Below are 24,572 nucleotides of genomic sequence, written 5' to 3' on the forward strand. Positions count from 1 at the left end.
GAAAATTGGCTAGTTCCCGGCTGGAGCTCGTGTTCGGCGGCTTGCCGCCCGAAGGGCATTTTTTGTTGATAGGGGCCGGCGCGCAAAGCGATCTGGCCAGTTTCGATCCGGCGCGCACGCAGATCGTGCAGCGCATGTTTCCCGATGTGGAGGCCTTGAGGGGGCAGGGCTTCCAGCCCGTGACCGCGGCCGAGGGCGCCTTTGACGGCGCGGTCGTCTTGCTGCCCCGCGCGCGGGCCGAGGCGCGGGCCCGCATCCATGAGGCCGCCTCCCATCTGCGCCCCGGCGCCTCGCTCTGGATCGACGGGCAGAAGACGGATGGCGTCGATTCCATGCTGAAGGAATTGCGCGGCCTTACCTCGGTGGACGAGGTCCAGTCGCGCGCGCATGGCAAGATCTTCCGCATCCCGCTGCCCGAGGCGGGCTGGCTGCCCGACGACTGGGCCGCACGCGATCACGAGGCGGCGCCCGGTTTCGTCACCCGTCCCGGCGTATTCTCGGCCGACGCGCCCGATCCGGCCTCGGAGGCGCTGGCGGCGCTTCTGCCCGAAAAGCTGCCGACCCGCATGGTCGATCTCGGCGCGGGCTGGGGCTGGCTTGCGGCGCAGGTGTTGTCCCGTCCCGGCGTCGAGGTTCTGCATCTGGTCGAGGCCGATGCCGTCGCGCTGGATTGCGCGCGCCGCAACGTGACCGATCCCCGCGCGCGGTTCCATTGGGCCGATGCGCTGGATTTCCGCCTGCCCGAACCGGTGAACGGCGTCGTCATGAACCCGCCCTTCCACGAGGGCCGGGTGGCCGACCCGAAGCTGGGGGCAGGTTTCATCCGGGCGGCGGCCGGCCTGTTGACCGGGGCAGGGCGGCTCTGGATGGTGGCGAACCGGCATCTGCCCTATGAACAGGTGCTGCGCGAGGCCTTCGCCGATGTTGCGGAACTGGGCGGCGACAACCGCTTCAAGATCCTGACCGCGACCGGAGCGCGGCGCCCCGGCGCGCGCAAATCCACCCCGAAGGGACGCAGGAGATGAGCCTTTCCATTCAGGGCAAGACGGCCATCGTCACCGGGGCCGCGCGCGGCCTCGGCCTCGCCATTGCCCGCCATTTCCAGAATGCCGGCGCGCGTGTCATGTTCGCCGATAGCGACGAGGCGGCGCTGGAGGCCGAGCTGGGCGACGCGGCCAAGGGCGACGGCCCGATCCGCGCCTTTGCCGGCGATCTCGGGCAAAAGCTGACGCTCGCCAACCTGGTCTCGGCCACGATCGACGCCTTCGATCGCATCGACATCCTGGTCAATGCGCATCGCGTGGTCCAGCCCTGCGACCCGATGGCGGTGAGCGACGACCTGCTGGGCGAGCTGATGCGCGAGAACATGTCCTCGGGGCTGAGGCTCTCGCAGATGGTCGCCAAGCGCATGGTCGCGCAGGCCGAGGCCGAGGCCGAGGAGGGCAGCATTTCCCTCCAGAATGGCGCGATCGTCAACCTGACCTCGCTTGCGGCCGATCGACCGCAACCGGAAATGCTGGCCTATTCCATCGCCAGTGCGGCGCAGGCGCAGGCCACGCGCTCGCTTGCCATGGCCTTCGCGCCCAAGCGGATCCGGGTGAATGGCATCGCCTTTGCCGCGATCATGTCGAACCAGTTGCAATTGACCCTGCGCGAGGATCCGAAACTGCGCGAGAAGCTGGTCGCGGCGACGCCTCTGGGTCGCATCGCGGGCGCGGATGAGCTGGGCGCGACCGCGCAGTTCCTCGCCAGCGAAGGCGCGGCCTTCATCACCGGGCAAATCCTGCGGGTCGATGGCGGGCTGAGCCTTGGCGATCCCTTGGGCGCGGGGGCCTATTAGGGCTTCTCGGCCTCGGGATAGGCGGTCTTGCAGGCCGCGACCGCGCCTCGTGCCGCCGGGGCCAGCGCCTGCTTGCGGGCGACAAGGTTGTCGCGCTTGCGCGCCTCTGCCGCGGGGTCGATGGGAACGCGGTAGCGCTCGGTATCGGTCACGTCGCGCAGGCAGGGGCGATAGCCGGTATACCAGCCGCCGTCCCGGTTGCGATAGCGATAGTAGCACTGATCCCATTCGGTGCGGACCGTCTGGCGTTCCTCCCATGCATAGCCGCGGGCAAGATTGCCCTCGACCTCGGCCAGCAGACGGGAAACCGCGCGATACTCATTGGTATTGCGGCTGATGCAGCGCTCCTGCGGGGTGCCGCAGGCCGCGATCAGCAGGACGGGCAAAAGGCCAAGCACGATATTGCGGGACATCGTCGGGATCTCTAGTTGTTCTCGACAAGGATATGGCCGGACTTGCTTTCCGGCAATTCACGTTTGCAGGGATGGCACCGATGGAGATGCAGGCAGAGCGCGACCTCGCGGCGGCATGGTTCAGGGAATTGCGCGACCGGATCGTCGCCGCGTTCGAGGCGCTGGAGGATCGCGGTCCCGGCGACGGTCCTGCCGGGCGGTTCGAACTGCGCACGACCCGCCGTGGCGAGGAAGGCGGCGGCGGATTGATGTCCGTCATGCGCAATGGCCGGGTTTTCGAGAAAGTGGGCGTCAACTGGTCGGCGGTGCATGGCGAACTGTCGCCGGCGGCGCAAACGGCCATGGCGGCGCGTGGCGTTCCCGGTATGGAGCGGGACGCGCGCTTCTGGGCCTCGGGGATCAGCCTCGTCGCGCATATGCAGAACCCCCATGCTCCGGCCGTCCACATGAATACGCGCATGTTCTGGACGCCGAATGCCTGGTGGTTCGGGGGTGGATCCGACCTTAACCCTTGCCTCGAATATACTGAAGACACGGAACATTTCCACGCTGTCCTGCGCGCGGCCTGTGCCGCGCATGGCGCGGATTACTATGACCGTTTCAAGGCCTGGGCGGATGAATATTTCTTCATCCCGCATCGCGGCCGCGCGCGGGGCGTGGGTGGGATCTTCTATGACGACCTGAACAGCGGCGACTGGCAGGCAGATTTCGCCTTTACCCGTGCCGTGGGCGAGGCCTTCCTGCCCGCCTTCCTGCCCTTGGTCGAAAAGCGCATGGCCCAGCCGTGGGACGCGGCCGATCGCGACGCGCAACTGATCCATCGCGGGCTCTATGCGGAATATAACCTCGTCTACGACCGGGGGACGAAATTCGGCCTGACCACCGGCCATGACCCGGAGGCGGTGCTGATGAGCCTGCCGCCGCTGGCGAAATGGGTGTGAGCGGGTTTCCCGACCTCTACCTGCTGCGCCACGGCCAGACCGAGTGGAATGCCGAGGGGAGATTGCAGGGCCGGCTGGATTCGCCGCTGACCCCGAAGGGCATCGCGCAGGCCGAGAGGCTGGCCGAGTTGCTGCGTGATCTCGCGCCGGGGCTTCTGCGCTATTCAAGCACGGCGGGCAGGGCGCTCCAGACCGCGCGCATCGTCTTTGGCGACCATGCCTTCACGAAGGACGCGCGGCTGGAGGAAATCGACATCGGCGCATTTGCCGGCGCGCGCGAGGCGGAGCTGCGCCTGTCGCATCCGGCAACTTTCTGCGACGACCCGCTTGGTTGGTATGACCGCACGCCGGGGGGCGAGCATCTGGCGGATCTGGCCTTGCGGGTGCGGGACTTCATGGAGGAGCTGACGGCTCCGGCGATCGTCGTGACGCATGGCATCACGCTCAGGATGATCAGGCAGATCGCGATGGCGGAGCCTTGCGCGGATATAGCACGGCGCCCCGTGCATCAGGGCGCCATACACCTCATTCGCGGAGGCGAGGAGGACGTGATCTATTGAGATGCGGCGAGGGGTCGCGCCGGATTTCCGGCGACGGTCGTTCGCGGCGGCACGTCGCGCGTCACCACCGATCCCGCACCGACGATCGCGCCGTCACCGATGGTGACACCAGGCAGGATGAGGGCACCGCCGCCGATCCAGACATCGTCGCCAATGGTGATCGGGCGGCCATATTCGATGCCCGTCGCCCGCCGCTCGTAGTCGCGGGGATGGTCGGGGGTCAGCAATTGCACCTGCGGACCGATCACGCAGCGCGCGCCGACCCGGATCTCGCACACGTCCAGAAAGACGCAGCCGAAATTCACGAAGCAATCCGGTCCGAAATGGATGTGCTTGCCGTAATCGACGTGGAAAGGCGCGCGGATCACCGCCCCGTTCCATGTGCCCAGCAATTGGGTCAGCGTCCGGGCGCGGGTCTTGTCGCCGACGATGGTGGCATTGTAGTCGCGCATCAAACCTTGTGCGGTCTTGCGCATCGCGACCAGTTCGCCATCGCCCGGCGCATAGGGGCGGCCTGCCAGCATTTCCTGAAGCGCGGTCAAATGAAGCCAAGCTCCAGGCGGGCTTCGTCGGACATCATGTCCATGCCCCATTGCGGCTGGAAGGTCATCTCGACATCGACCTGCTTGACGCCGGGCAGCGGCTCGACCGCATCGGCGACCCAGCCCGGCATCTCGCCGGCGACCGGGCAGCCCGGCGCGGTCAGCGTCATCACGATTCGCACCGCGTTCTCGGGGTTGATGTCGATGGTATAGATCAGCCCGAGGTCAAAGATATTGACCGGAATCTCGGGGTCGTAAACGGTTTTGCAGGCCTCTACCACGCTGTCGTAGAGCGGATGCTCGGTCGTCGAGGGGGCGATGAGCAGATCGCCTTCCTGGAGGTTCTCGGTGGTCATGCGACACGTCCTGTAATGCTTACAGAATATATAGGACCCGCCGAGGCCGGGGTCCAGTCCGTAGCGGGACGTGAATCAGAAGCGGAAATTCAACCGGCGCGCGATGCCAAGATTGATCTCGGACTGGTTGCGGTCCTGCACGATCGGGCTGTCGCCCGCATCGTTCAGCAGCCGGCCATAGGTGATCTTGCCCAGGATCGAGGTCTTGGGCGTCAGGCTGTAGCGCGCCTCGAGGCTGATATTGGCGGCATAGATCCCGCCCGAGGGGTCATAGGCGCGGAAGCTGCTCCGGGCCGATTCGTCGTCGCTGACGCCGAAATAGGTATCCGTGAACTCGTCATCGCCAAGCTGCAGCTCGGCCGTGGTCCAGAGCGTCAGCTTGTCATTGACGGTGAAGCGGTATTTCGTCCCGATCTCGCCGACCAGACCGTCATGGCCGCCGATGCCGATGCGCATGGCGCCATAGCTGGTCGCGTCGCCCGCGACATAGTTCACGCGCAGCCCGACCTCGCCCGTCCAGTCGATATCGTCGAGGCCGCGCAGTTCCTCGTGATCATCGGCCTTGCGCGAGCCGATATAGCCGAAGGAGGGGATCAGCGAGAAACCCTGCTTCTCGCTGCCGTCCTCGACTCCCAGCGTCAGGTTGCGCATGGTGCCCCAAGGGCCAAGCTCGTGATCGTCGTCGCCGAAATAGCCCGGACCATAGGTCACACCTGCGCCGACGTCGAAGGACGCCTCGCTGATATTGTTGATCCATTGCGCATGCGCGGGCATGGCAAGGGTCAGGGTCGTCAATAGGGCTGTTACGAACAGGCGGCGCATCATCGAAATCCGGGGAACAGGGTGCGGGAAGCTATGGTCGATTCCCGGGCCGCACTCAACCCGCGACCTCAGGGGCGCGAGTCAAAGTTCCCGACTGTTGCATTCAGGTTCGTTCGGCCTGCTCCAGCCGCTCCAGCGCCTCCATCCACAGGCTTTCGGCGCGCAGCATGGCTTCGCTTGCCTCGGCATGTTTGCGACCGAAGGATTCGGCGCGCTGGGAATCGTCATAGGTCGCGGGATCGGCCATGATCGCGTCCAGCTTTTCAAGCATTTGGGTCAGCTTCTCGATCCGCTCCTCGGCCTTGCGCGCCTCGGCCCGCAATTCAAGGATCTGGTCGCGCGACAGGCGCTTCTGCGCCGGCTTCGCCTCGGGCTTTGGCTGGGGCTTCTCCTCGCCGGTCAGCAGCATTCTGCGGTAATCGTCCAGATCGCCCTGCCAGGGGCTGACGTCGCCCTGATCCACCAGCCACAGCCGGTCGGCGACAAGGTTCAGCAGGTGCATGTCATGGCTGACCAGCACCACGGCGCCGGTATAATCGTTCAGCGCCTCGGTCAGCGCCTCGCGGCTTTCGATGTCGAGGTGGTTGGTCGGCTCGTCGAGGATCAGCAGATGCGGCGCGTCGATCGTCGCCAGCAGCAGCGACAGCCGGGCCTTCTGCCCGCCTGAAAGCTGGCCAACTTTCGTCGCGGCCTGCGCCTCCATCAACCCGAAGCCGGCCAGACGCGCGCGCAGGCGGGCAGGGGCCTCGTTCGGGCGCAGCCGCCGGACATGGTCAAGCGGCGTCTCGTCCAGTTCCAGCTCATCGACCTGATGCTGGGCGAAATAGCCGATGCGCAGCTTGCCGGAGCGCGCGATGCGGCCCTCCATCGGCTCCAGCCGCCCGGCCAGCAGCTTCGACAGCGTGGACTTGCCCTGACCGTTGCGACCCAGAAGCGCGATGCGGTCGTCCTGGTCGATGCGCAGACTCAGCTTCTTCAGCACCGCGCGCCCGTCATAGCCGATGGTCACACCGTCGAGCGAGACGATGGGCGGCGAAAGCTGGTCGGGCTGCGGGAAGGTGAAGCGGTGGAACTTCGCCTCTTCCGGCGCGGTGATCGGCTCCATCCGGGCCAGCATCTTGATCCGCGCCTGCGCTTGCGCGGCCTTGCTGGCCTTGGCACGGAAGCGGTCGACGAAGCTTTGCAGATGGGCGCGGCGGGCATCCTGTTTCTTCGCCTCGGCCGCCTGAAGGGCGCGCTTCTCGGCCCGCGTCCGCGCGAAGGTGTCATAGCCGCCGGTGTAAAGCGTCAGCTTGCGGTCCTCGACATGCAGGATATGCCCGACGGCCCGGTTCAGCAGGTCGCGATCATGGCTGATGACGATGACGGTATAGGGATAGCGCTGCAGATAGCTTTCGAGCCACAGCGCGCCTTCGAGATCGAGATAGTTCGTCGGCTCGTCCAGCAGCAGCAGGTCGGGCTGCGCGAAAAGGACGCCCGCCAGCGCGACGCGCATCCGCCAGCCGCCGGAATAGTCGCTGGTCGGCCGGGCCTGATCCTCGGTCGAGAAGCCAAGCCCCTTCAGGATGGTCGAGGCCCGCGCCTCGGCCGACCAGGCGTCGATATCGGCAAGGCGGGAATGGATCTCGGCGATGCGGGCGGGGTCGGTGGCATGCTCGGCCTCGTCCATCAGGCTCGCCCGCTCGGTATCGGCGGCCAGCACGGTGTCCAGCACGCTCGTCGCGGTTCCCGGCGCCTCCTGCGCGACGCCGCCGATGCGCGCGCGCGAAGGCAGGCTGATCGAACCGCCGTCCAGCGAAAGCTCGCCCCGGATCAGCCGGAACAGCGTCGTCTTGCCGGCCCCGTTCGGGCCGACAAGGCCGACCTTGTGGCCATCGGGAATGGTGGCCGAGGCCTGCTCGAAAAGCGGCCGTCCGGCAATGGAATAGGAAATGTCATCGATGCGCAGCATGGCGCCCGGCATGGCGCAAGGCGCAGCGGTCGTCAATGCCGCGCCCGCTTTTCATCGCAGGCGCCGCATGGTAACCGGGCGCGGATTTCGGGGCCATCCGGCCTCCCACCGCCTCAAAAGGACATCAGAATGGCCATCGAACGCACCCTTTCGATCATCAAACCCGACGCGACCAAGCGCAACCTGACCGGCAAGATCAACGCCAAGTTCGAGGATGCGGGCCTGCGCATCGTCGCGCAGAAGCGCATCAAGCTGACGCTGGATCAGGCCGGCGCCTTCTATGCCGAGCATAAGGAACGCCCCTTCTACGGCGAACTGACCGAATTCATGACCTCCGAACCGGTGGTGGTTCAGGTTCTGGAAGGCGAAGGCGCCATCCTCAAGAACCGCGAAGTCATGGGCGCGACCAACCCGGCCAATGCCGATGAAGGCACCATCCGCAAGGAGTTCGCCCTCTCGGTCGGCGAGAACTCGGTCCATGGCTCGGACAGCCCCGAAGCCGCCGCGCGCGAGATCGCCTTCTTCTTCTCGGGCCTCGAACTGGTCGGCTGAGCCGAGGGCGCGGCGATCGAATTCACCGTTTCCCAAATACCCAAATGAAAGGGCCGCCCATCGGGCGGCCCTTTCCCTTACTGCCTGACCGCTTCCAGATCGAAGCGGATCACCACCGGAAAGCCTACGGTGCTTTCATCCGCATAATTCGCGCCGATACCGAAATCGCGGCGATCGACCGTCATCTCTCCTTTGGCCCGCGCCGTCTCGCCCTCGATCATCAGATCGAAGGGCAGTTCCGCCGGGACGGTCTTGCCCGCAATGGTCAGGCTGCCCCGCGCCAGAGGCAGCGCGCCCTCATCCGCGGGCGGCAGGATCTCGGCCTCGAAGCGGGCCTTCGGGAACGCCTTGGCGTTCAGGAAATCCGCGCCCTTGGCGGCATCGCCGACCGCACCCAGCGTCAGCGAGGCAATGTCGATATCGACCGCCACATTCCCGGCCCGCGTTTCCGGGTCATAGCTGATCGCGGCCTGCCAGGTCGCGAACTGGCCCTGAATGGGGCTGCCGCCCTGTATCGCCTCGATCCCGAGGCTGCCCTGCTGCACCGTCCAGCCCGAGGCGGGTTCAGCCGCCACCGGCGCACCACTGCCCTCCGCCGCGGGCGATTGTGTATAGATCACGGTCGCCCCCCAGATCAGCAGGGCGCCGATCACGGCGGCGACATGGAACAGGGCAGGGGCAGGGGCAACGGGCGGCTCGGGCACCCGGTCCGCGCGACCCGCCATGCGCGACAGCGTCGCATCGCGGTCGATCAGCGCATGTTTCAGCGCCCCGGCGACATGGAGGACGATCAGCCCGGCCAGCACCCACCAGCCGAATTCGTGGAAATGCGCGAAACGTTCCGACAGCGCCGCGTCCTGCGGCACGAAGGGCAGGCGCTGGCCGAAAGGCCAGAGGATGCGTGCGAACTTGCCCGGCGCGGAGGAGTGCAGCAGCCAGCCGGTCAGCGGCATGATGACCATGCCGATCCAGAGCGCCCAATGGACCAACTCGGCCACGAAGGTCTCGACCCGGCGATCCGGGTGCAGGGGGCGCGGCTTTTCCTGCGTCAGGGTCCAGAGGATCCGCAGTACCGCCAGCACCAGCACCGCGATGCCGACCGTCTTGTGGAACGAGAAGGCGGCGAAGATCGCCTGCAGCTCGGCCTCGCCCCCCAGCGGCAGGCTTGCGGCGTAAAGCCCAAGGCCGATGGCGGCGAGGATCAGGACCGCGACGCTCCAGTGGAACAGGCGGGCGACCCAGCCATAGCTGCGCGTGTCATTTGCTGCTTTCATCGGCCTCTCCAATGGCTTCGCGCCAGTGACGGCGGCAGAGCGAGACATAGGTTTCATTGCCGCCGATCTGGACCTGCGCGCCCTCATGCAGGATCCGGCCCTCGGCGTCCTGGCGCACGACCATGGTGGCCTTGCGGCCGCAATGGCAGATGGTGCGCACCTCGCGCAGATCGTCCGCCCATGCGAGCAGCGCGGCCGATCCGGGGAAAAGCTGGCCGCGGAAATCGACGCGCAGGCCGTAGCACATGACCGGCTGGCCAAGGTCGTCGGCCACGCGGGCAAGCTGCCAGACCTGAGCCTCGGTCAGGAACTGCGCCTCGTCGACAAAGATGCAGGCGGCATCGCGGCCCTCGGACCGGATCAGATTGTAAAGGTCGGTTTCGGGGGCAAAGGCCGTCGCGGGCTCGGAAATGCCGATGCGGCTCGCGATGATGCCCGGACCGGCGCGCTGATCCAGCGCGGCGATCAGCAGCAGCGTCTGCATCCCGCGTTCGCGATAGTTGTAGGACGCTTGCAGCAAAAGCGTGCTCTTGCCGGCATTCATCGTCGAGTAATGGAAGTAAAGCTTGGCCATGGCGGCAGTTAGCCTTGGCCCGGATGGGGTCGCAAGCCGCCGCGCGCTGTTCGCGCGGCGGCTCACGCATTGTTCAGTCGCGCTGTGCCGATTTCGGCGCGCGCGAGGGGCGGCGCGCCGGGCGTTTGCGCTGGGGCTGACCGGCGGAGGAACGACCGGCTGGGCCGCCGCGCTCGCGGATCTTGCTGGCCTCGAAGGGCACCTCGCCGCCGACGACGGGGATCTGGGCCTTCATCGCCTTTTCGATCGCGCGCAGCTCGCCCATCTCGGCGGGGGCGCAGAAGGCGATGGCGCGGCCGTCACGCCCGGCGCGCGCGGTGCGGCCGATGCGGTGGACGTAGTTCTCCGGCACGTTCGGCAAGTCATAGTTGTAGACATGCGCCACCTCGGGAATGTCGATCCCGCGCGCGGCCACGTCGGTCGCGACCAGAACCTTGGTCTCGCCGGCGCGGAAGCCGGCAAGGGCGCGCTCGCGCTGGCCCTGCGATTTGTTGCCGTGGATCGCCGCGACCTTGAAGCCCCATTTTTCAAGGAGTTTCGACAGCTTCTCGGAGCCATGCTTGGTGCGGCCGAAGACGATGGCCAGTTCCTCGCGGTGCTTGGCCAGATATTCGGCCAGCAGGGCGGCCTTGTCGCCCTGGTTCACGAAATGCACGCCCTGCTCGATCTTGGCGGCGGCCTGACCCGGCGGGTTCACGGCGACCTTCAGCGGATCGGTCAGGTAGCTGTCGGCCAGCTCTTCCATCAGCTTCGGCATGGTGGCCGAGAAGAGCAGCGTCTGACGCTCGCGCGGCAGAAGCTTCGCGATCCGGCGCAGTGCGTGGATGAAGCCGATGTCGAGCATCTGGTCGGCCTCGTCCAGCACCAGATACTTGGTCTGCGACAGGTCCAGCGCGCCGCGCTCCAGCAGGTCGATCAGGCGGCCGGGGGTTGCGATCAGCACGTCGATCCCGCGCTCGAGCCGCTGGATCTGCACGTTGATCGAGGCGCCGCCGACGACGCGGAACTGCCGGATGGCGGTGCCCGCGGCATAGGCGTCGATATTCTCGGCGATCTGGGTCGCAAGCTCGCGCGTCGGCGCAAGGATCAGCGCGCGGCAGGTCCGCGGCTCGGGCTTGCGGCCGATGTTCAAAAGGCGGGTCAGCATCGGCAGGCCGAAGGCCGCCGTCTTGCCGGTGCCGGTCTGGGCAAGGCCCAGAAGGTCGCGGCCGGCAACGATGCCGGGAATGGATTTTTCCTGAATGGGCGAGGGGGTGTCGATCCCCATCGGCGGCAGGTTGACCGCGACGCGGGCGTCGATTCCCATCTGCGTGAAAGGCGTGTCGATATCGGGGATCGCGCGGCGGATGAATTTCTCCTCCGGCTCTTCGCGATGGCGGCGATGGTTGGTGGTGGGCTTGGCGTTGCCGCCGCGGAACTGGGGCTTGGCGCCACGCTCGCCGCGCGGCTTGCCGTTACCCTGAAAACGGGGTTTGCCCGAATGGTTCGGGCGCGAAGTTTCGTTGGTCATGTCGTCTTTCAGCCATGCTGCCCGCGTATCGGCGCACATGGCACGGGGCCGCGTGCCGGTTCATCGGCGTGCGGCGGTTGCGAGGTGCGGGCGCGATACGGTGCCCGCATGCCTCCCCGCGTGAATGGGAAACTGGAAATATGGGGCCGGCCTGACACGAAACGCGTCGGCTGCTCACGCGGCAGCGCCCGGCAACAGGCTGTCACATGAGGCCGGACGCGCCAAAAGTCAAGCGCGGTCTGCGGTATCCATCCAGATCGTCACCGGCCCGTCATTGACCAGCGACACCTTCATGTCGGCCCCGAAGCGGCCTGTTTCGACCGGCAGGCCAAGGGTTCTGAGCGCCTCGGCAAAGCGCAAATACAGTGCCTCGCCCCGCGCCGGGGCCTCGGCGGTCGAGAAGCCGGGGCGGTTGCCGGAGCGGATATCGGCAGCCAGGGTGAACTGGCTCACGACCAGTACCGCGCCGCCGATATCGGTGACCGAGCGGTTCATCTTGTCGGCCTCGTCGCGGAAGATGCGCAGTTTCGCCACGCGCGCGGCCAGCTTTTCGGGCGCATCCTCGGGGTCGCCCTGCATCGCGCAGACGAGGGCCAGAAGCCCCGGCCCGATCCGGCCGATGCTTTCGCCCGCGACCTTGACCTCGGCCTCGCTGACGCGCTGGATCAGGACGCGCATCTCATTTGCCCAGCATGATGCCGAGGATGACGAACATCAGGCCAAAGACCGATGCCGCCAGCGCCGCCATGTTCACCGCGACGACCTTGCGCATGATCTGGCGCATGGCGTCCTCGCTTCCCGCCCGCTTGGCCCGTATCGCGGTCAGGATGCACCAGCAAAGCGCCGCCAGCCCCGCCGCCGTCAGTGCGGTGCCGCCCCAGATCAGCCCGTCCCAGATCGTCATTGCCGCACTCCCGTCTTGGTTCGCGCCGGGACTAGCGACGATTGCACAAGCCCGCAAGACCGCCTAGACCGCTCGGCAAAGTCAAAGGAGCGGATATGCAGGACGACAACGCCTATGGCATCGCAGCCGGCGAGCTTCGCCAGTTCATCGAGCAGTTCGAGCAGCTCGAGTCCGAGAAGAAGGACGTGGCCGAGCGCCAGAAGGAGCTGATGGCCGAGGCCAAGGCGCGGGGCTATGACACCAAGGTGATGCGCAAGGTCATCGCGCTGCGCAAGCGCGACAAGGACGACATCGCCGAAGAGGAAGCGATCCTCGAGATGTATAAGGCCGCCCTCGGGATGGTATGAGAAAGGGGGCCGGCGGCCCCCTTCTTCGTCAGGGGGCGATGAATTCGACCCCCGGCATGGCCGCGATCTCGGCGACGTCTTCGTCATAAAGGTCGCTGATATGATCGACCAGATCCTGATTCCAGCCGGGCAGGGTCACTTCCATCTCGATCTGGTCGGGAAGGGCGTGCTGCGAAAGCGCAGCGGCAAAGATCGCCCGCCGCTTCTCGACCGTCAGGCGTTTCTCCTTGGACATCTCCTCGCGGATCATCTCGATCCCCTCGGGTTTCATGATGTCGCCCAGCACCTGCAATCCTGCCTTCAGCGGCACGTCGCTCGGCATAGTGGCGATGCTGCGCACGACCTCGGGCCAGATCAGGGAGGTGTCCTCATGGCACCACAGGACCAGCCGGTGTCCGGGCAGCGCCGCCTGCATGTGCCGGATCGCCGGCGCCCAGCGAAGCGATTCCGGCGGGATGGCGCCCATCACCTGATCATAGCTGCGCGTCCCGTCCTGCGAGAAGACATAGGGGAGCAGCGTCGCGGGGTTCTTCAGCGCCATGAAGATCTCGATCTCGGCGCTGGGGAACAGATTGGCCAGCGCGGCAAGCTTTTCCCCCGCATTCGCATAGAGCCCGTCGGAGGAAATCGCGCGTTCGGCCTTGCCGAGGAAGGTCGGCGTGCTGAAGATGATGCGCTGCGGCTCGTCGGATTCGAGGATCGCGTCCAGCAGCACCTCCTCCATCTCCGGGCTGGCGGGCTGGCCATTCAATGAGTTCAGTGCGTCGGCGAAGGCCTCGCGATGCCGGGAGGGCGTCAGGGCTTCGACTCCGTTCGCAAGCAGCCATTCCTGGTTCTGCATCAGCGTCTTGACCATGCGGTACAGATCGGTGCCGTGAGCCCCGCAATGAAAGACAACCTGCATGCGTCGTAATCTCCTGACTTGTCGCGTCGGCGCACAGTAGCGGGCAATGCTGGTCAGGAAAACCACCAGCCGGAGGCTTCCCGCCGGTGCAGTCGCGGATGCAGGCGGACATGCGCGCATGTCCGCCCCATTTCGACACAACAGATCACCAAAACAATTACGCGGAAACAGATCCGAACCGACTAACTGCCCGCGAGTTTGCACCGCCCGGCGATAATCCGTAAGTTGACTATTTCGTCATGTAACAACCGATGATTGAGCCGCAGGGCGGCGGCAGACGGTTTTGGGCAGACAGCCGCATGATCCGACGAATTTTCAGGGAGTTGTTGCGGGGCGTGTCATGAAATTGTCACATATGAGAGAGCCATGCTTGGCCGGGGATTCTATCGACCCGTTCAAGAGTTGCTCGTGGTGATGGTTTCGAGTTGGTTTGTGTCATCGGATGAGCGATATGGCGATGGTTGCGCGATCGTTCACATCGCCACCGCAAATTGTAGTTCTGCCAGACGCTCCGGCGTCGGAAGGCGGCAGAGGAGCCAGGAATGCAGTATCAAGGTCGCCCGGGTGGCAATCTTTATGTCGACGCAGTCGAGACATTCACCGCGCTGCTGGGGGAAACGGGTGCGATTCCCTCCGTCGGCCGGGTCGAGGAGAAGTTGGGTTTGAAGCCCGGCGCTCTCTCCGCCGTCTTCCGCGACGAGTCGCAGCTTGTCTGCGCCATGGCGCAGAACGCCTGGATGCGGCTCCATGACCAATGCGTCCGTGTCCTGGCCGGCGCGACCGAGAGCGATCCCGTCACCCAGTTCGAGTTGCTGGCCGAGGTTTATATCGACTGGGCCCACCAGCATCCCCGCGAATTTACGCTGATCGGCTCGATGCCCGCCGACGAATTCCAGGGCAACGAGGAACTGATGCGCTATGAGACAGCGATCCATGAGCTGATGCTGCGGATGCTGGCCCGCGCCCGGGACGAGCGGATGCTGGACCGGGACGAGAACCTGCCGCTGCTGGTCTCGACCGCGCATACCTTTGCCTATGGCGCGATCAGCAAGATGATGCTGGGCGATCTGTCGCGCTGGGTGCCCGGATGGACCGACCGCGAAGTCGCGCGCGACATGCTGCACCTCTTCATCCGCAAGATGCTGCGGCCGACCCCCGAGCTTGTCGAGGCATAGGCACTAATGGGGTGATTTGGTGCCCGCGGAGGGATTTGAACCCCCGACCCCCTGCTTACAAGGCAGACGCTCTACCACTGAGCTACACGGGCACGATGCCGTCACATACCCATCCGAACGGGGACGCGCAATCTAGAACGATGATGAAAACTTCGCGAAGCGGCAAGCCGGATCGCGTGCCGTTTCGCGCCCGCATGCCCGTGATCCGCAAGGCGCGCTTCCATCCGTTTTTCGCCATCTTGCGATCTGGACTTGCAATCCGGCGGGAAAACGCCTAGATCGCGCGCACTTCACAGGTGGGGTCGGGCCTTCGAAGGGGAGAAATCCTTCGCAGGTCCACCGGTTGGGGCGCATGCCCTGAATACCCCGCCCAGGCGCAAACCGGAAAGGACATGGACATGGCGCTTCCCGAATTCTCCATGCGTCAGCTGCTTGAAGCTGGCGTTCACTACGGCCACCAGACTCAGCGCTGGAACCCTCGTATGGCCGAGTTCATCTATGGTGAACGTAACGGCATCCACATTTTCGACCTGACGCAGACCGTCCCGATGCTGGACGCTGCCCTTCAGGCCGTTCGCGACACCGTCGCCAAGGGCGGCCGCGTTCTCTTCGTCGGCACCAAGCGTCAGGCCCAGAAAGCCATCGCCGAAGCCGCCGAGAAATCGGCCCAGTACTACATGAACCACCGCTGGCTGGGCGGCACGCTGACCAACTGGAAAACCGTTTCCCAGTCGATCCAGCGTCTGAAGGCGCTTGACGAGACGCTGGGTTCGGGCGCCGAGGGCCTGACCAAGAAAGAGCGTCTCCAGATGGAACGCGAGCAGGCCAAACTGCAGGCTTCGCTGGGCGGTATCCGCGAGATGGGCGGCCTGCCGGACCTGCTGTTCGTCATCGACGTGAACAAGGAAGACCTCGCGATCCTCGAAGCCAAGAAGCTTGGCATCCCGGTCGTCGCCGTGGTCGACACCAACTGCTCGCCCAAGGGCGTTGACTATATCATCCCGGGCAACGACGACGCCGCCCGCGCCATCGCGCTTTACTGCGATCTGGCCTCGCGCGCCGCGCTGGACGGTATGACCGCCCAGATGGGTGCTGCCGGCGTCGACCTGGGCGCGCTGGAAGCCAGCATCGAGGAAGAGCTGGAAGCCAACACCGCCGACGAAGCGACCGCCGAGGCCTGATCGGACGTGTCCCGCGACCCGCATTCCCTGGGGGATGCGGGGGCGGATAAGGCTTCACCGAACATTCATCAGGCGGGGATAAGCCCCGCCTGAACGCATTCAGACAACAAGGAGACATCGGATGGCTATCACCGCTGCGATGGTGAAAGAGCTGCGCGAATCGACCGGCGCAGGCATGATGGACGCCAAGAAGGCGCTGACCGAAACCGACGGCGACATGGAAGCCGCGGTTGACTGGCTGCGCACCAAGGGTCTGGCCAAAGCCGCCAAGAAGGCCGACCGCGTCGCGGCTGAGGGCCTTGTCGGCGTCTCCGTTGCCGCTGGCCGGGGTGTCGCCGTCGAAGTGAACTCCGAAACCGATTTCGTCGCCAAGAACGCCGACTTCCAGGCGCTCGTCCGCGAGATCACCAATGTCGCGCTGGAAACCGCGACCGATGTCGAAGTGCTGAAGGCCACGCATCTGAACGGCAAGCCCGTCTCGGAAGTCGTGACCGACGCCATCGCCCGCATCGGCGAGAACCTGACCCTGCGCCGCCTGCACGTTCTGGAAGGCGACACCGTCGTCTCCTATGTCCATAACGCCGCGACCGAAGGCATGGGCAAGATCGGCGTGCTGGTCGCGCTGAAGGGCGATGCCGAGAAGGCGCAGGCCATCGGCAAGCAATTCGCCATGCATATCGCTGCGACCAACCCGGTCTCGCTGTCGGAAGCGACCCTCGATCAGGCGCTGCTGGCGCGTGAGCTGGAAGTCCAGACCGCCAAGGCCCTGGAAGAGAACGCCTCCTCGGCCAAGCCGAAGCCCGAGGCCGTGATCCAGAACAACATCATCCCGGGCCGGATGAAGAAGTTCATCGCGGAAAACACGCTGCTGGGCCAGCCCTTCGTCGTGAACCCCGACCTGACCGTCGAGCAGGCCGCGAAAGAGGCCGGAGTCGAGATCACGGGCTATGCCCGCGTCATGGTCGGCGAAGGCATCGAGAAGAAGGAAGAGGACTTCGCAGCCGAGGTCGCCAAGACCCTCGGCAGCAACTGAGCCTCGCCTGAGAATTGACGGATGCCGGTCCCTCGGGGCCGGCATTTGCATGTCCGGGGGACCGCTCTTTCTCTGGACGCTCCCGGTCGGAAATGGCATGGATGGCCGACCCACGAGGAATGTGAGATCGGGACGCCTGCCATGCCCTTCACCATCGCCATCGACGGCCCCGCGGCCTCGGGCAAGGGCACCATCGCCCGTGCCCTCGCGCGGCATTTCGGCTTTTCCCATCTCGATACGGGCCTGCTTTATCGCGCCGTGGGCGCGCTTGGCGGCGATCCGGTCGCGGCTGCGCAGGCTCTTGTGCCGCGGGATCTGGCGCGCGACGATCTGCGCACCGCCGCGGCCGGGCAGGCGGCGAGCCGCGTCGCCGCTATCCCCGAGGTGCGCGCCGCTTTGGTCGATTTCCAGCGCCGTTTCGCGCTGACCGAACCGGGCGCGGTGCTGGACGGCCGCGACATCGGCACGGTGATCTGCCCCGCAGCCGATCTCAAGCTCTACGTCACCGCCTCGGACGAGGTGCGGGCCCGCCGCCGCGCGCTTGAACTGGGCGCGGACGCTACGGCGACGCTTTCGGAGTTGCGCGAGCGCGATGCCCGCGACGCGGCGCGCGACGTGGCGCCCATGCGTCCGGCGGATGACGCGCTGCTTCTGGACACCAGCGACATGACCATCGACGATGCCGTGGCACGCGCCATCGAGGCCGCAAGGAGGGCAGGGGCATGAGCATTTTGACCGATCTGGAGATCCCGGTGCTGCAAGCCCCGATGGCAGGCGTGGCCACCCCGGCCCTCGCGGCCGAGGTTAGCCGCGCGGGTGCGCTTGGCGGCTTGGGTCTGGCGACGTCCGGGGCCGCGCAGGCCGCAGCGATGATGGCCGAGGTGCAGGATCGGCTCGGCTCGAACCGCTATCACGTCAACCTCTTCTGCCACCGCCCCGCCACTGCCGATCCGGCGCGCGAGGCCGCATGGCTCGACTATCTCGCGCCCGAGTTCCGCCGCGCCGGGGCCGAACCGCCCGCGTCCCTGCGCGAGATCTTCGCGAGCTTCCTTGTCAGCGACGACATGCTGGCGGCGGTCGTTGAGGCCCGTCCGGCCATGGTCAGCTTTCATTTCGGCCTGCCGCGCGGCGACCAGCTTGCGGCGCTGCGCAAGACGGGGGCGCTGCTTGCCGGTTCCGCCACCTCGCTGGCCGAGGGGCAGGCGATCCGCGATGCCGGGCTGGATGCGATCATCGCCCAGGGCTACGAGGCCGGCGGCCATCGCGGCATCTTCCGCCCCGAGGGCGATGACGCCCAGCTGCCGACGATGGAATTGCTCAGGGTGCTGGCGCCGCTGGGCCTGCCGCTGGTTGCGGCCGGCGGCATCATGGACGGGCAGGACGCGGCGCGTTTCCTGGATGCGGGGGCGGTCGCGGTGCAGATGGGCACGGCCTTCGTCGCCTGCCCGGAATCGGCCGCAAATGCCGCCTATCGCGCCCGGCTGGGCCAGCCGGGGCAGGAGACGGTGATGACCCGCGCAATCTCGGGCCGTCCGGCGCGCGGTTTCCGCAATCGGCTGACCGATCTGGGCGCCGCGCCCCAGGCGCCGCCGCTGCCCGACTATCCGATCACCTATGACGCGGGCAAGGCGCTGGCCGCTGCGGCCGGCACCGACTATGCTGCGCAATGGGCCGGCACCGGCGCGGCCGGCGCCCGCAATTTTCCGGCGGCTGAACTGGTCGAAATCCTGGGGCGCGAGATCGCCGAGACCCGGAAAACCGCCTGAAAGCCTTGCTTCGCAGGGTAATCACGGCTATATCGCGCGCGTCAGGACAAGCGATGGGGCCACCACAGGCCGCTTCAAACAGGGTCGGGCCCACGCCGCGACCCTTTGCGCTTTCTCCCGGCGGCTACAAAAAGACCGGCGGAGCCAACCGCAAGGCCAGAAAAAACCACGCAAAGGAAACTGAATTTATATGTGCGCTAAAGCGACCATGGAGGAATTCGAGGCCCTCCTTAACGAAAGCCTCAGCATCGACACCCCCGAAGAGGGCTCGGTTGTCAAAGGCAAGGTCATCGCCATCGAGGCGGGCCAGGCCATCATCGACGTCGGCTACAAGATGGAAGGCCGCGTTGATCTGAAAGAATTCGCAAATCCCGGCGAAGCTCCCTCGATCGCGGTTGGCGACGAAGTCGAAGTCTATCTCGACCGCGTCGAAAACGCCCGCGGCGAAGCCTCGATCTCGCGCGAGAAAGCTCGCCGCGAAGAGGCATGGGACCGTCTGGAAAAAGCCTATGCCGCTGAAGAGCGCGTCGAAGGCGCCATCTTCGGTCGCGTCAAGGGCGGTTTCACCGTCGATCTGGGCGGCGCTGTCGCCTTCCTTCCGGGTTCGCAAGTCGATGTCCGCCCCGTGCGCGACGCCGGCCCGCTGATGGGTCTGAAGCAGCCGTTCCAGATCCTGAAAATGGACCGCCGCCGCGGCAACATCGTTGTCTCGCGCCGCGCGATCCTGGAAGAAAGCCGCGCCGAACAGCGCGCCGAAGTCATCGCCAACCTGACCGAAGGTCAGACGGTCGAGGGCGTGGTCAAGAACATCACCGAATACGGTGCCTTCGTTGATCTGGGCGGCGTCGACGGTCTGCTGCACGTCACCGACATGGCCTGGCGCCGCGTCAACCACCCGTCCGAGATCCTGTCGATCGGCGAGACCGTCAAGGTCCAGGTCGTCAAGATCAACAAGGACACCCACCGCATCAGCCTGGGCATGAAGCAGCTTCAGGCCGATCCGTGGGATACGGTTGCCGACAAGTTCCCGATCGGCTCGGTTCATTCCGGCCGCGTGACCAACATCACCGATTACGGCGCGTTCGTCGAACTGGAAGCCGGTGTCGAGGGTCTGGTCCACGTTTCGGAAATGTCCTGGACCAAGAAGAACGTCCATCCCGGCAAGATCGTCTCGACTTCGCAAGAGGTTGACGTCATGGTCCTGGAAATCGACGAAGCCAAGCGCCGCGTGTCGCTGGGTCTCAAGCAGACCATGCGCAACCCGTGGGAAGTCTTCGCCGAGACCCACCCGGTCGGCACCGTCATCGAGGGCGAAGTCAAGAACATCACCGAGTTCGGTCTGTTCGTCGGCCTCGAAGGCGATATCGACGGCATGGTTCACCTCTCGGATATCTCGTGGGATACCCGTGGCGAGGACGCCATCCAGGACTTCCGCAAGGGCGACGTGGTGAAAGCCGTCGTTCAGGAAGTCGACGTCGACAAAGAGCGCATCTCGCTCTCGATCAAGGCGCTGGAAAACGAAGCCATGGCCGAAGCCGTCGAAGGCGTGAAGCGTGGTTCGGTCATCACCGTCACCGTCACCGCGATCGAGGATGGCGGCATCGAGGTCGAATACAACGGCATGAAATCCTTCATCCGTCGTTCGGACCTGGCCCGCGACCGTCAGGACCAGCGCCCCGAGCGCTTCCAGATCGGCGACCATGTCGATGTCCGCGTCACCAATATCGACACCAAGACCCGTCGTCTGGGCCTGTCGATCAAGGCGCGCGAAATCGCCGAAGAGCGTGAAGCGGTCGAGCAGTTCGGTTCGTCGGATTCCGGCGCTTCGCTGGGCGACATCCTGGGCGCCGCGCTGAAGAACAAGGGCTGATCGGCTTTTGTGACAGTCTTGACGCCTCCGGCCACCCCGGCCGGAGGCGTTTTTTATGCGGGAATCTGCCGAAGTTGGTGATCTCTCATAAAATTCCGGCAACCTTTTCCGACGCGCCACGTTCTGCCATTGAAAGAAATTGGCGCTGTTCTAAGATTGACGGCGCAGGTAGTTGTTGGGCCCTTACCAAATTCGGGAACCGAGATGATCCGATCCGAACTGATCCAGAAGATCTCTGAAGAAAATCCACACCTGTTCCAGCGCGACGTCGAGCGGATCGTAAACACCGTGTTCGAGGAGATCATCGGTGCCATGGCGCGCGGTGACCGGGTCGAACTTCGCGGCTTCGGGGCCTTCTCGGTCAAGAAGCGCGACTCGCGTCAGGGTCGCAATCCCCGCACGGGCGAGGCGGTCAGCGTCGACGAAAAGCATGTTCCCTTCTTCAAGACCGGAAAGCTGCTGCGCGACCGGTTGAACGGCGAGGACGAATAGTCCAGATTGGCGGCGAATTTTCCGCAGGGGTAGAAATGCGCGCGATCCGGCTGTTCCTCATCTTTCTTCTGGCCGCAGTGCTGATCCTCGTGGCGCTGGCCAATCACGGCTCGATCACCGTGAACCTGCTGCCCGAGACGCTGGCGCGCTTTGCCGGCGGGCAATGGTCGCTGACCATGCCGGCCTTCCTTGCGCTTTTCCTCGCCATGGCCTTCGGCCTGATCGTCGGGCTGGTCTGGGAATGGCTGCGCGAATCCCGCCAGCGTGGCGAGGCCAAGGCCCATGCCCGCGAACTCGCCCGGCTCGAGCGTGAGGTGGGCGACCTGCGCCGCACCCATTCCGCCCCCAAGGACGATGTCCTGGCCATTCTCGACGAGGCGTCGAGCCGTCCCGCGCCCGCGACCGGCGTTCCGGCACTGCGCTAGAGCCGTGACCGTCTCCGTCAAGATCTGCGGGCTGAACGAAGCCCAGGGCGTCGATACGGCGATCAAGGCCGGTGCCCGCTATCTGGGCTTCGTCTTCTTCCCGAAATCCCCCCGCTTCGTCACCCATGCCGAGGCCGCGGGCCTCGTGGCCGAGGTGCCGCTCGGCATCGCAAGGGTCGGCCTTTTCGTCGACCCGGACGACGCCACGCTCGAGACGACGCTGGCCTCCGTCCCCCTCGACGTAATCCAGCTCCACGGCGCCGAGACGCCCGAGCGCGTGAGCGCGGTGAAGGCGCTGACCGGCCTGCCGGTGATGAAGGCGGTCGGCGTGGCCGAGCCGGGCGATCTGGACCGGCTCTGGGACTATGGCCTTATCGCCGACATGCTGCTTATCGACGCGAAGCCCCCGAAAGACGCGGTCCTGCCGGGTGGCAACGGCCTCGCCTTCGACTGGCGGCTGCTCGCCGGGCGGCAGATCCTCAAGCCCTGGCTCCTCGCCGGTGGCCTCACGCCCGAAAACGTGAACGAGGCGATCCGCCTCACCCGCGCGCAGGGCGTAGATGTCTCTTCGGGCGTCGAAAGCGCGCCGGGCGTCAAGGATCCCGAGAAGATCCGCCGCTTCATTGCGCGGGCGACCGCACCGATCCTGTGACGGTGACCTTCCGGGCGGCCAGCCGCGACGATGTTCCGGCGGTCGTGGCGCTGCTTTCCGACGACGCATTGGGCCGCAGCCGCGAAACCGACGATCCCGCCCCCTATCTCGCCGCTTTCGACGCCATGCAGGCCGAGGGCGCGAACCATCTGATCATCGGGACGACCGGGGACGAGGTCGTCGCCTGCTACCAGATCACCTTCATCTCCGGCCTCTCCCTCACCGCCTCTCGCCGCGCCCAGATCGAGGGGGTGCGCGTCGCAGGCCACCTGCGCGGCCAGCGCATCGGCGAGGCGCTGATTGGGGATGCCGAGGCCCGCGCCCGCGCCGCCGGTTGCACGCTTTTGCAGTTCACCACCAACAAGAGCCGCGCCGATGCGCATCGCTTCTATGACCGGCTCGGCTTTACCCCCTCCCATATCGGTTATAAGAAATCCCTCTGACGGGCTTTCACCGTTTCCCAAATACCCATCAGCAGCGCCCGCGAGGAGAGCCATGGCCGAAGATCTCATCAACAGCTTCATGAACGGCCCGGACGAGCAGGGGCGCTTCGGCATCTTCGGCGGACGCTTCGTCTCCGAGACGCTGATGCCGCTCATCCTCGCGCTCGAGGCGGAATATGACCGCGCCAAGACCGACCCGAGTTTCTGGGCCGAGATGGACGACCTGTGGAAACATTATGTCGGCCGGCCGAGTCCGCTCTATTTCGCGCCCCGCCTGACCGAGGAGCTTGGCGGCGCCAAGATCTATCTGAAGCGCGAGGAGCTGAACCATACTGGCAGCCACAAGATCAACAACGTGCTGGGCCAGATCCTGCTCGCGCGCCGCATGGGCAAGACCCGGATCATCGCCGAGACCGGCGCGGGCCAGCATGGCGTCGCCACCGCCACGGTCTGCGCGCGCTTCGGGCTGAAATGCATCGTCTATATGGGCGCCCATGACGTCGAGCGTCAGGCCCCGAACGTCTTCCGCATGCGGCTCCTCGGGGCCGAGGTGGTGCCCGTGACCTCGGGCCGCGGCACGCTCAAGGACGCGATGAACGACGCGCTGCGCGACTGGGTGACCAATGTGCGCGACACCTTCTACTGCATCGGCACGGTCGCGGGCCCGCACCCCTATCCGGCGATGGTGCGCGAGTTCCAATGCATCATCGGCCGCGAGACGCGCTGGCAGCTTGAGGAGCAGGAGGGCGCCGGACGGCTTCCCGACAGCCTCATCGCCGCGATCGGCGGCGGCTCGAACGCCATGGGCCTCTTCCATCCCTTCCTCGACGACGCTTCGGTCCGCATCATCGGGGTCGAGGCCGGCGGCAAGGGCGTGGACGAGCGGATGGAGCATTGCGCCAGCCTGACCGGCGGCCGTCCGGGCGTGCTGCACGGGAACCGCACCTATCTTCTGCAGGATGCGGAGGGGCAGATCCTCGAAGGGCATTCGATCAGCGCCGGCCTCGACTATCCGGGCATCGGCCCCGAACATGCCTGGCTGAAGGAACAGGGCCGCGCCGAATATGTCAGCGTGACCGATAGCGAGGCGCTTGGCGCGTTCCAGACCCTCTGCCGTCTCGAAGGGATCATCCCGGCGCTGGAGCCCAGCCATGCGCTGGCCCATGTGATCAAGATCGCCCCCGACCTGCCCAAGGATCACATCATGGTGGTGAACCTGTCGGGGCGTGGAGACAAGGACATCTTCGCGGTCGCGAAACATCTGGGCTTCGACATTCGGACCTGAGGCGAAGCCCGACTGATTTTGCAGAGACAAGCAAGGCGCGACCGGCATGAGCAGCCGGTCGCGCCTTTTTGCTGGGCGGAGGGGGCGAGCTTGCCCCCGCGCCCTATTTCGCGGCGCGCGCCTCGGCCACCAACTCGGCCAGATCCTCGGCGGGCAGGGCACCAAAGACGGCGCGGTCTCCGGCGACGAAGCTCGGCGTGCCCGCCAGCCCGATCTGGTCGGCGAGGTTCAGCGATTTCTCGATCCGGGCGGTGATCTCGGGGGCTTCCATGTCACGCTCCAGCCGCGCTACATCGAGGCCGAGGTCGCGCGCCACGCGCAGGACCGAGGCCTTTTCGGCCTTGCCCTTCATCCCCATCAGCGCCGCATGAAACTCGGGGTAGCGGCCCTGTTTCGCGGCGGCGAGCGCCGCTTTCGCAGCATAGCGCGACCCCTCGCCGAAGATCGGGATTTCATGGATGACAAGCTTCACGCCAGGATCGGAGGTGAGAAGCCCCCGGACCGTCGGGGCGGCCTGCCGGCAATAGCCGCAATTATAGTCGGAAAACTCCACCAGCGTCACATCGCCCTGCGGATTGCCCATGACCGGCGAGGTCGGATCGTCGAAGACGGCCCGCTTGATCTCGGCGATCTCGGCCTCGGACCAGTCCTGCGCACCCACCGGGCCAAGGGCGAATGTGCAGAAAAGGGCGGTGGCGATTGCGGCCAGGCAGGAGCGCATGTGATGTTTCCTTCGGATGATGCTATCTGAAAGCCAGCT

Annotated in this window: 29 protein-coding genes and 1 tRNA gene; 17 read left to right on the forward strand and 13 right to left on the reverse strand. The window is 65.8% G+C overall.

Translation table 11 applies throughout. The features are described 5' to 3' along the window. Positions 1 to 5: 5 nt before the first annotated feature. Together VNQ78_RS05195 and VNQ78_RS05200 are read left to right on the forward strand one after the other, a co-directional pair. Complete coding sequence (locus tag VNQ78_RS05195) at positions 6 to 1,025, forward strand: class I SAM-dependent methyltransferase (protein WP_414694044.1); 1,020 nt, start codon at positions 6 to 8, stop codon at positions 1,023 to 1,025. Further along, on the forward strand, positions 1,022 to 1,840 hold the full coding sequence (locus tag VNQ78_RS05200; RefSeq protein ID WP_325687304.1) for an SDR family NAD(P)-dependent oxidoreductase: 819 nt from the start codon (positions 1,022 to 1,024) through the stop codon (positions 1,838 to 1,840). Before VNQ78_RS05195 ends, VNQ78_RS05200 begins: the two co-directional genes overlap by 4 nt. On the opposite strand, the gene VNQ78_RS05205 is transcribed toward VNQ78_RS05200, so the two are convergent. Further along, complete coding sequence (locus tag VNQ78_RS05205; RefSeq protein WP_325687306.1) at positions 1,837 to 2,253, reverse strand: hypothetical protein; 417 nt, start codon at positions 2,251 to 2,253, stop codon at positions 1,837 to 1,839. The genes VNQ78_RS05200 and VNQ78_RS05205 overlap by 4 nt on opposite strands. 80 nt (positions 2,254 to 2,333) lie before the next feature. Here VNQ78_RS05205 and hemF point away from each other — a divergent pair, with 80 nt between their 5' ends. Further along, on the forward strand, positions 2,334 to 3,194 hold the full coding sequence (gene hemF, locus VNQ78_RS05210; protein WP_325687308.1) for an oxygen-dependent coproporphyrinogen oxidase: 861 nt from the start codon (positions 2,334 to 2,336) through the stop codon (positions 3,192 to 3,194). Next, positions 3,185 to 3,754, forward strand: a complete 570-nt coding sequence (locus VNQ78_RS05215; protein ID WP_325687310.1) for a histidine phosphatase family protein — start codon at positions 3,185 to 3,187, stop codon at positions 3,752 to 3,754. Before hemF ends, VNQ78_RS05215 begins: the two co-directional genes overlap by 10 nt. Here the strand turns inward: VNQ78_RS05215 and VNQ78_RS05220 are convergent. The 4 genes from VNQ78_RS05220 to VNQ78_RS05235 form a co-directional block, all read right to left on the reverse strand. Further along, positions 3,748 to 4,296, reverse strand: coding sequence for a sugar O-acetyltransferase (locus tag VNQ78_RS05220; protein ID WP_325687312.1), 549 nt, complete (start codon positions 4,294 to 4,296; stop codon positions 3,748 to 3,750). The two genes, VNQ78_RS05215 and VNQ78_RS05220, sit on opposite strands and share 7 nt — an antisense overlap. Then, a complete protein-coding gene (locus tag VNQ78_RS05225) occupies positions 4,293 to 4,652 on the reverse strand; it encodes an SUF system Fe-S cluster assembly protein (protein ID WP_325687314.1) in 360 nt (119 codons plus the stop codon). The genes VNQ78_RS05220 and VNQ78_RS05225 overlap by 4 nt, the downstream gene beginning before the upstream one ends. Before the next feature lie 75 nt (positions 4,653 to 4,727). Continuing rightward, positions 4,728 to 5,474: a MipA/OmpV family protein gene (locus VNQ78_RS05230; protein WP_325687316.1), complete on the reverse strand. Its 747-nt coding sequence runs from the start codon at positions 5,472 to 5,474 to the stop codon at positions 4,728 to 4,730. A 103-nt stretch (positions 5,475 to 5,577) separates the two neighbouring features. Then, complete coding sequence (locus VNQ78_RS05235; protein WP_325687318.1) at positions 5,578 to 7,425, reverse strand: ABC-F family ATP-binding cassette domain-containing protein; 1,848 nt, start codon at positions 7,423 to 7,425, stop codon at positions 5,578 to 5,580. Positions 7,426 to 7,554: 129 nt separating this feature from the next. Here VNQ78_RS05235 and ndk point away from each other — a divergent pair, with 129 nt between their 5' ends. After that, positions 7,555 to 7,977: a nucleoside-diphosphate kinase gene (gene ndk / locus VNQ78_RS05240; RefSeq protein WP_325687320.1), complete on the forward strand. Its 423-nt coding sequence runs from the start codon at positions 7,555 to 7,557 to the stop codon at positions 7,975 to 7,977. A 77-nt stretch (positions 7,978 to 8,054) separates the two neighbouring features. Here the strand turns inward: ndk and VNQ78_RS05245 are convergent, their stop codons facing one another. The 5 genes from VNQ78_RS05245 to VNQ78_RS05265 form a co-directional block, all read right to left on the reverse strand. After that, positions 8,055 to 9,251, reverse strand: coding sequence for a cytochrome b/b6 domain-containing protein (locus VNQ78_RS05245; protein ID WP_325687322.1), 1,197 nt, complete (start codon positions 9,249 to 9,251; stop codon positions 8,055 to 8,057). Beyond that, positions 9,235 to 9,825, reverse strand: a complete 591-nt coding sequence (locus tag VNQ78_RS05250) for a thymidine kinase (protein WP_325687324.1) — start codon at positions 9,823 to 9,825, stop codon at positions 9,235 to 9,237. The genes VNQ78_RS05245 and VNQ78_RS05250 overlap by 17 nt, the downstream gene beginning before the upstream one ends. A 73-nt stretch (positions 9,826 to 9,898) precedes the next feature. Then, positions 9,899 to 11,374, reverse strand: coding sequence for a DEAD/DEAH box helicase (locus VNQ78_RS05255; protein WP_414694045.1), 1,476 nt, complete (start codon positions 11,372 to 11,374; stop codon positions 9,899 to 9,901). Between the two features lie 189 nt (positions 11,375 to 11,563). Then, a complete protein-coding gene (gene dtd, locus VNQ78_RS05260; RefSeq protein ID WP_325687327.1) occupies positions 11,564 to 12,013 on the reverse strand; it encodes a D-aminoacyl-tRNA deacylase in 450 nt (149 codons plus the stop codon). Position 12,014: 1 nt separating this feature from the next. Beyond that, positions 12,015 to 12,239: a hypothetical protein gene (locus VNQ78_RS05265; protein WP_325687329.1), complete on the reverse strand. Its 225-nt coding sequence runs from the start codon at positions 12,237 to 12,239 to the stop codon at positions 12,015 to 12,017. A gap of 95 nt (positions 12,240 to 12,334) precedes the next feature. Between VNQ78_RS05265 and VNQ78_RS05270 the strand changes: the two genes are divergently transcribed. Next, positions 12,335 to 12,586, forward strand: coding sequence for a DUF2312 domain-containing protein (locus tag VNQ78_RS05270; RefSeq protein ID WP_325687331.1), 252 nt, complete (start codon positions 12,335 to 12,337; stop codon positions 12,584 to 12,586). Between the two features lie 28 nt (positions 12,587 to 12,614). On the opposite strand, the gene VNQ78_RS05275 is transcribed toward VNQ78_RS05270, so the two are convergent. Further along, positions 12,615 to 13,490 carry a hypothetical protein gene (locus tag VNQ78_RS05275; protein ID WP_325687333.1) on the reverse strand — a complete coding sequence of 292 codons (876 nt, stop codon included), beginning with the start codon at positions 13,488 to 13,490 and terminating at the stop codon, positions 12,615 to 12,617. 542 nt (positions 13,491 to 14,032) lie between these two features. Between VNQ78_RS05275 and VNQ78_RS05280 the strand changes: the two genes are divergently transcribed. Next, positions 14,033 to 14,665, forward strand: a complete 633-nt coding sequence (locus tag VNQ78_RS05280; protein WP_325687335.1) for a TetR-like C-terminal domain-containing protein — start codon at positions 14,033 to 14,035, stop codon at positions 14,663 to 14,665. 17 nt (positions 14,666 to 14,682) lie between these two features. Here VNQ78_RS05280 and VNQ78_RS05285 read toward each other — a convergent pair. Continuing rightward, a tRNA-Thr gene (locus VNQ78_RS05285) sits at positions 14,683 to 14,757 on the reverse strand. Between the two features lie 300 nt (positions 14,758 to 15,057). On the opposite strand from VNQ78_RS05285, the gene rpsB reads away from it, so the two are divergent. From rpsB to trpB, 10 genes are all read left to right on the forward strand, one after another. Then, the gene (rpsB, locus tag VNQ78_RS05290; RefSeq protein WP_325687337.1) at positions 15,058 to 15,846 is read left to right on the forward strand and encodes a 30S ribosomal protein S2; all 789 of its coding nucleotides are present in this window, start codon (positions 15,058 to 15,060) and stop codon (positions 15,844 to 15,846) included. A gap of 121 nt (positions 15,847 to 15,967) precedes the next feature. Continuing rightward, positions 15,968 to 16,879: a translation elongation factor Ts gene (gene tsf / locus VNQ78_RS05295; RefSeq protein ID WP_325687339.1), complete on the forward strand. Its 912-nt coding sequence runs from the start codon at positions 15,968 to 15,970 to the stop codon at positions 16,877 to 16,879. Positions 16,880 to 17,020: 141 nt separating this feature from the next. Then, the gene (locus VNQ78_RS05300) at positions 17,021 to 17,605 is read left to right on the forward strand and encodes a d(CMP) kinase (protein ID WP_325687341.1); all 585 of its coding nucleotides are present in this window, start codon (positions 17,021 to 17,023) and stop codon (positions 17,603 to 17,605) included. Then, the gene (locus VNQ78_RS05305) at positions 17,602 to 18,645 is read left to right on the forward strand and encodes a nitronate monooxygenase (protein WP_325687343.1); all 1,044 of its coding nucleotides are present in this window, start codon (positions 17,602 to 17,604) and stop codon (positions 18,643 to 18,645) included. The genes VNQ78_RS05300 and VNQ78_RS05305 overlap by 4 nt, the downstream gene beginning before the upstream one ends. 190 nt (positions 18,646 to 18,835) lie before the next feature. Next, complete coding sequence (gene rpsA, locus VNQ78_RS05310; RefSeq protein WP_325687345.1) at positions 18,836 to 20,515, forward strand: 30S ribosomal protein S1; 1,680 nt, start codon at positions 18,836 to 18,838, stop codon at positions 20,513 to 20,515. 204 nt (positions 20,516 to 20,719) lie between these two features. Next, positions 20,720 to 21,007, forward strand: coding sequence for an integration host factor subunit beta (gene ihfB, locus VNQ78_RS05315; RefSeq protein WP_325687347.1), 288 nt, complete (start codon positions 20,720 to 20,722; stop codon positions 21,005 to 21,007). A gap of 35 nt (positions 21,008 to 21,042) precedes the next feature. Beyond that, complete coding sequence (locus VNQ78_RS05320) at positions 21,043 to 21,432, forward strand: LapA family protein (protein ID WP_325687349.1); 390 nt, start codon at positions 21,043 to 21,045, stop codon at positions 21,430 to 21,432. A 4-nt stretch (positions 21,433 to 21,436) separates the two neighbouring features. After that, positions 21,437 to 22,084, forward strand: a complete 648-nt coding sequence (locus VNQ78_RS05325) for a phosphoribosylanthranilate isomerase (protein ID WP_325687351.1) — start codon at positions 21,437 to 21,439, stop codon at positions 22,082 to 22,084. Then, positions 22,081 to 22,527, forward strand: a complete 447-nt coding sequence (locus VNQ78_RS05330; protein WP_325687353.1) for a GNAT family N-acetyltransferase — start codon at positions 22,081 to 22,083, stop codon at positions 22,525 to 22,527. Before VNQ78_RS05325 ends, VNQ78_RS05330 begins: the two co-directional genes overlap by 4 nt. A gap of 52 nt (positions 22,528 to 22,579) precedes the next feature. After that, a complete protein-coding gene (gene trpB / locus VNQ78_RS05335) occupies positions 22,580 to 23,812 on the forward strand; it encodes a tryptophan synthase subunit beta (protein ID WP_325687355.1) in 1,233 nt (410 codons plus the stop codon). Between the two features lie 103 nt (positions 23,813 to 23,915). On the opposite strand, the gene VNQ78_RS05340 is transcribed toward trpB, so the two are convergent. Next, positions 23,916 to 24,533 (reverse strand): DsbA family protein, encoded by a 618-nt coding sequence (locus VNQ78_RS05340; RefSeq protein ID WP_325687356.1) that lies wholly within the window; start codon positions 24,531 to 24,533, stop codon positions 23,916 to 23,918. Between the last annotated feature and the right edge of the window lie 39 nt (positions 24,534 to 24,572).

This window comes from Paracoccus sp. (in: a-proteobacteria) (assembly GCF_035556475.1).
GTDB lineage: Bacteria > Pseudomonadota > Alphaproteobacteria > Rhodobacterales > Rhodobacteraceae > Paracoccus.

What these genes read in the sequence shown, in the direction of transcription:
- VNQ78_RS05200 (WP_325687304.1), top strand. Translation starts at nt 1,022, where the DNA reads ATGAGCCTTTCCATTCAGGGCAAGACGGCCATCGTCACCGGGGCCGCG.
- tsf (WP_325687339.1), top strand. Translation starts at nt 15,968, where the DNA reads ATGGCTATCACCGCTGCGATGGTGAAAGAGCTGCGCGAATCGACCGGC.
- VNQ78_RS05225 (WP_325687314.1), bottom strand. Translation starts at nt 4,652, where the DNA reads ATGACCACCGAGAACCTCCAGGAAGGCGATCTGCTCATCGCCCCCTCG.
- dtd (WP_325687327.1), bottom strand. Translation starts at nt 12,013, where the DNA reads ATGCGCGTCCTGATCCAGCGCGTCAGCGAGGCCGAGGTCAAGGTCGCG.
- ndk (WP_325687320.1), top strand. Translation starts at nt 7,555, where the DNA reads ATGGCCATCGAACGCACCCTTTCGATCATCAAACCCGACGCGACCAAG.
- VNQ78_RS05230 (WP_325687316.1), bottom strand. Translation starts at nt 5,474, where the DNA reads ATGCGCCGCCTGTTCGTAACAGCCCTATTGACGACCCTGACCCTTGCC.
- VNQ78_RS05270 (WP_325687331.1), top strand. Translation starts at nt 12,335, where the DNA reads ATGCAGGACGACAACGCCTATGGCATCGCAGCCGGCGAGCTTCGCCAG.
- VNQ78_RS05280 (WP_325687335.1), top strand. Translation starts at nt 14,033, where the DNA reads ATGCAGTATCAAGGTCGCCCGGGTGGCAATCTTTATGTCGACGCAGTC.
- VNQ78_RS05245 (WP_325687322.1), bottom strand. Translation starts at nt 9,251, where the DNA reads ATGAAAGCAGCAAATGACACGCGCAGCTATGGCTGGGTCGCCCGCCTG.
- VNQ78_RS05205 (WP_325687306.1), bottom strand. Translation starts at nt 2,253, where the DNA reads ATGTCCCGCAATATCGTGCTTGGCCTTTTGCCCGTCCTGCTGATCGCG.
- VNQ78_RS05265 (WP_325687329.1), bottom strand. Translation starts at nt 12,239, where the DNA reads ATGACGATCTGGGACGGGCTGATCTGGGGCGGCACCGCACTGACGGCG.
- VNQ78_RS05300 (WP_325687341.1), top strand. Translation starts at nt 17,021, where the DNA reads ATGCCCTTCACCATCGCCATCGACGGCCCCGCGGCCTCGGGCAAGGGC.
- rpsB (WP_325687337.1), top strand. Translation starts at nt 15,058, where the DNA reads ATGGACATGGCGCTTCCCGAATTCTCCATGCGTCAGCTGCTTGAAGCT.
- VNQ78_RS05250 (WP_325687324.1), bottom strand. Translation starts at nt 9,825, where the DNA reads ATGGCCAAGCTTTACTTCCATTACTCGACGATGAATGCCGGCAAGAGC.
- VNQ78_RS05255 (WP_414694045.1), bottom strand. Translation starts at nt 11,374, where the DNA reads ATGTGCGCCGATACGCGGGCAGCATGGCTGAAAGACGACATGACCAAC.
- hemF (WP_325687308.1), top strand. Translation starts at nt 2,334, where the DNA reads ATGGAGATGCAGGCAGAGCGCGACCTCGCGGCGGCATGGTTCAGGGAA.
- rpsA (WP_325687345.1), top strand. Translation starts at nt 18,836, where the DNA reads ATGTGCGCTAAAGCGACCATGGAGGAATTCGAGGCCCTCCTTAACGAA.
- VNQ78_RS05340 (WP_325687356.1), bottom strand. Translation starts at nt 24,533, where the DNA reads ATGCGCTCCTGCCTGGCCGCAATCGCCACCGCCCTTTTCTGCACATTC.
- VNQ78_RS05235 (WP_325687318.1), bottom strand. Translation starts at nt 7,425, where the DNA reads ATGCTGCGCATCGATGACATTTCCTATTCCATTGCCGGACGGCCGCTT.
- VNQ78_RS05215 (WP_325687310.1), top strand. Translation starts at nt 3,185, where the DNA reads ATGGGTGTGAGCGGGTTTCCCGACCTCTACCTGCTGCGCCACGGCCAG.
- VNQ78_RS05305 (WP_325687343.1), top strand. Translation starts at nt 17,602, where the DNA reads ATGAGCATTTTGACCGATCTGGAGATCCCGGTGCTGCAAGCCCCGATG.
- VNQ78_RS05275 (WP_325687333.1), bottom strand. Translation starts at nt 13,490, where the DNA reads ATGCAGGTTGTCTTTCATTGCGGGGCTCACGGCACCGATCTGTACCGC.
- VNQ78_RS05320 (WP_325687349.1), top strand. Translation starts at nt 21,043, where the DNA reads ATGCGCGCGATCCGGCTGTTCCTCATCTTTCTTCTGGCCGCAGTGCTG.
- trpB (WP_325687355.1), top strand. Translation starts at nt 22,580, where the DNA reads ATGGCCGAAGATCTCATCAACAGCTTCATGAACGGCCCGGACGAGCAG.
- ihfB (WP_325687347.1), top strand. Translation starts at nt 20,720, where the DNA reads ATGATCCGATCCGAACTGATCCAGAAGATCTCTGAAGAAAATCCACAC.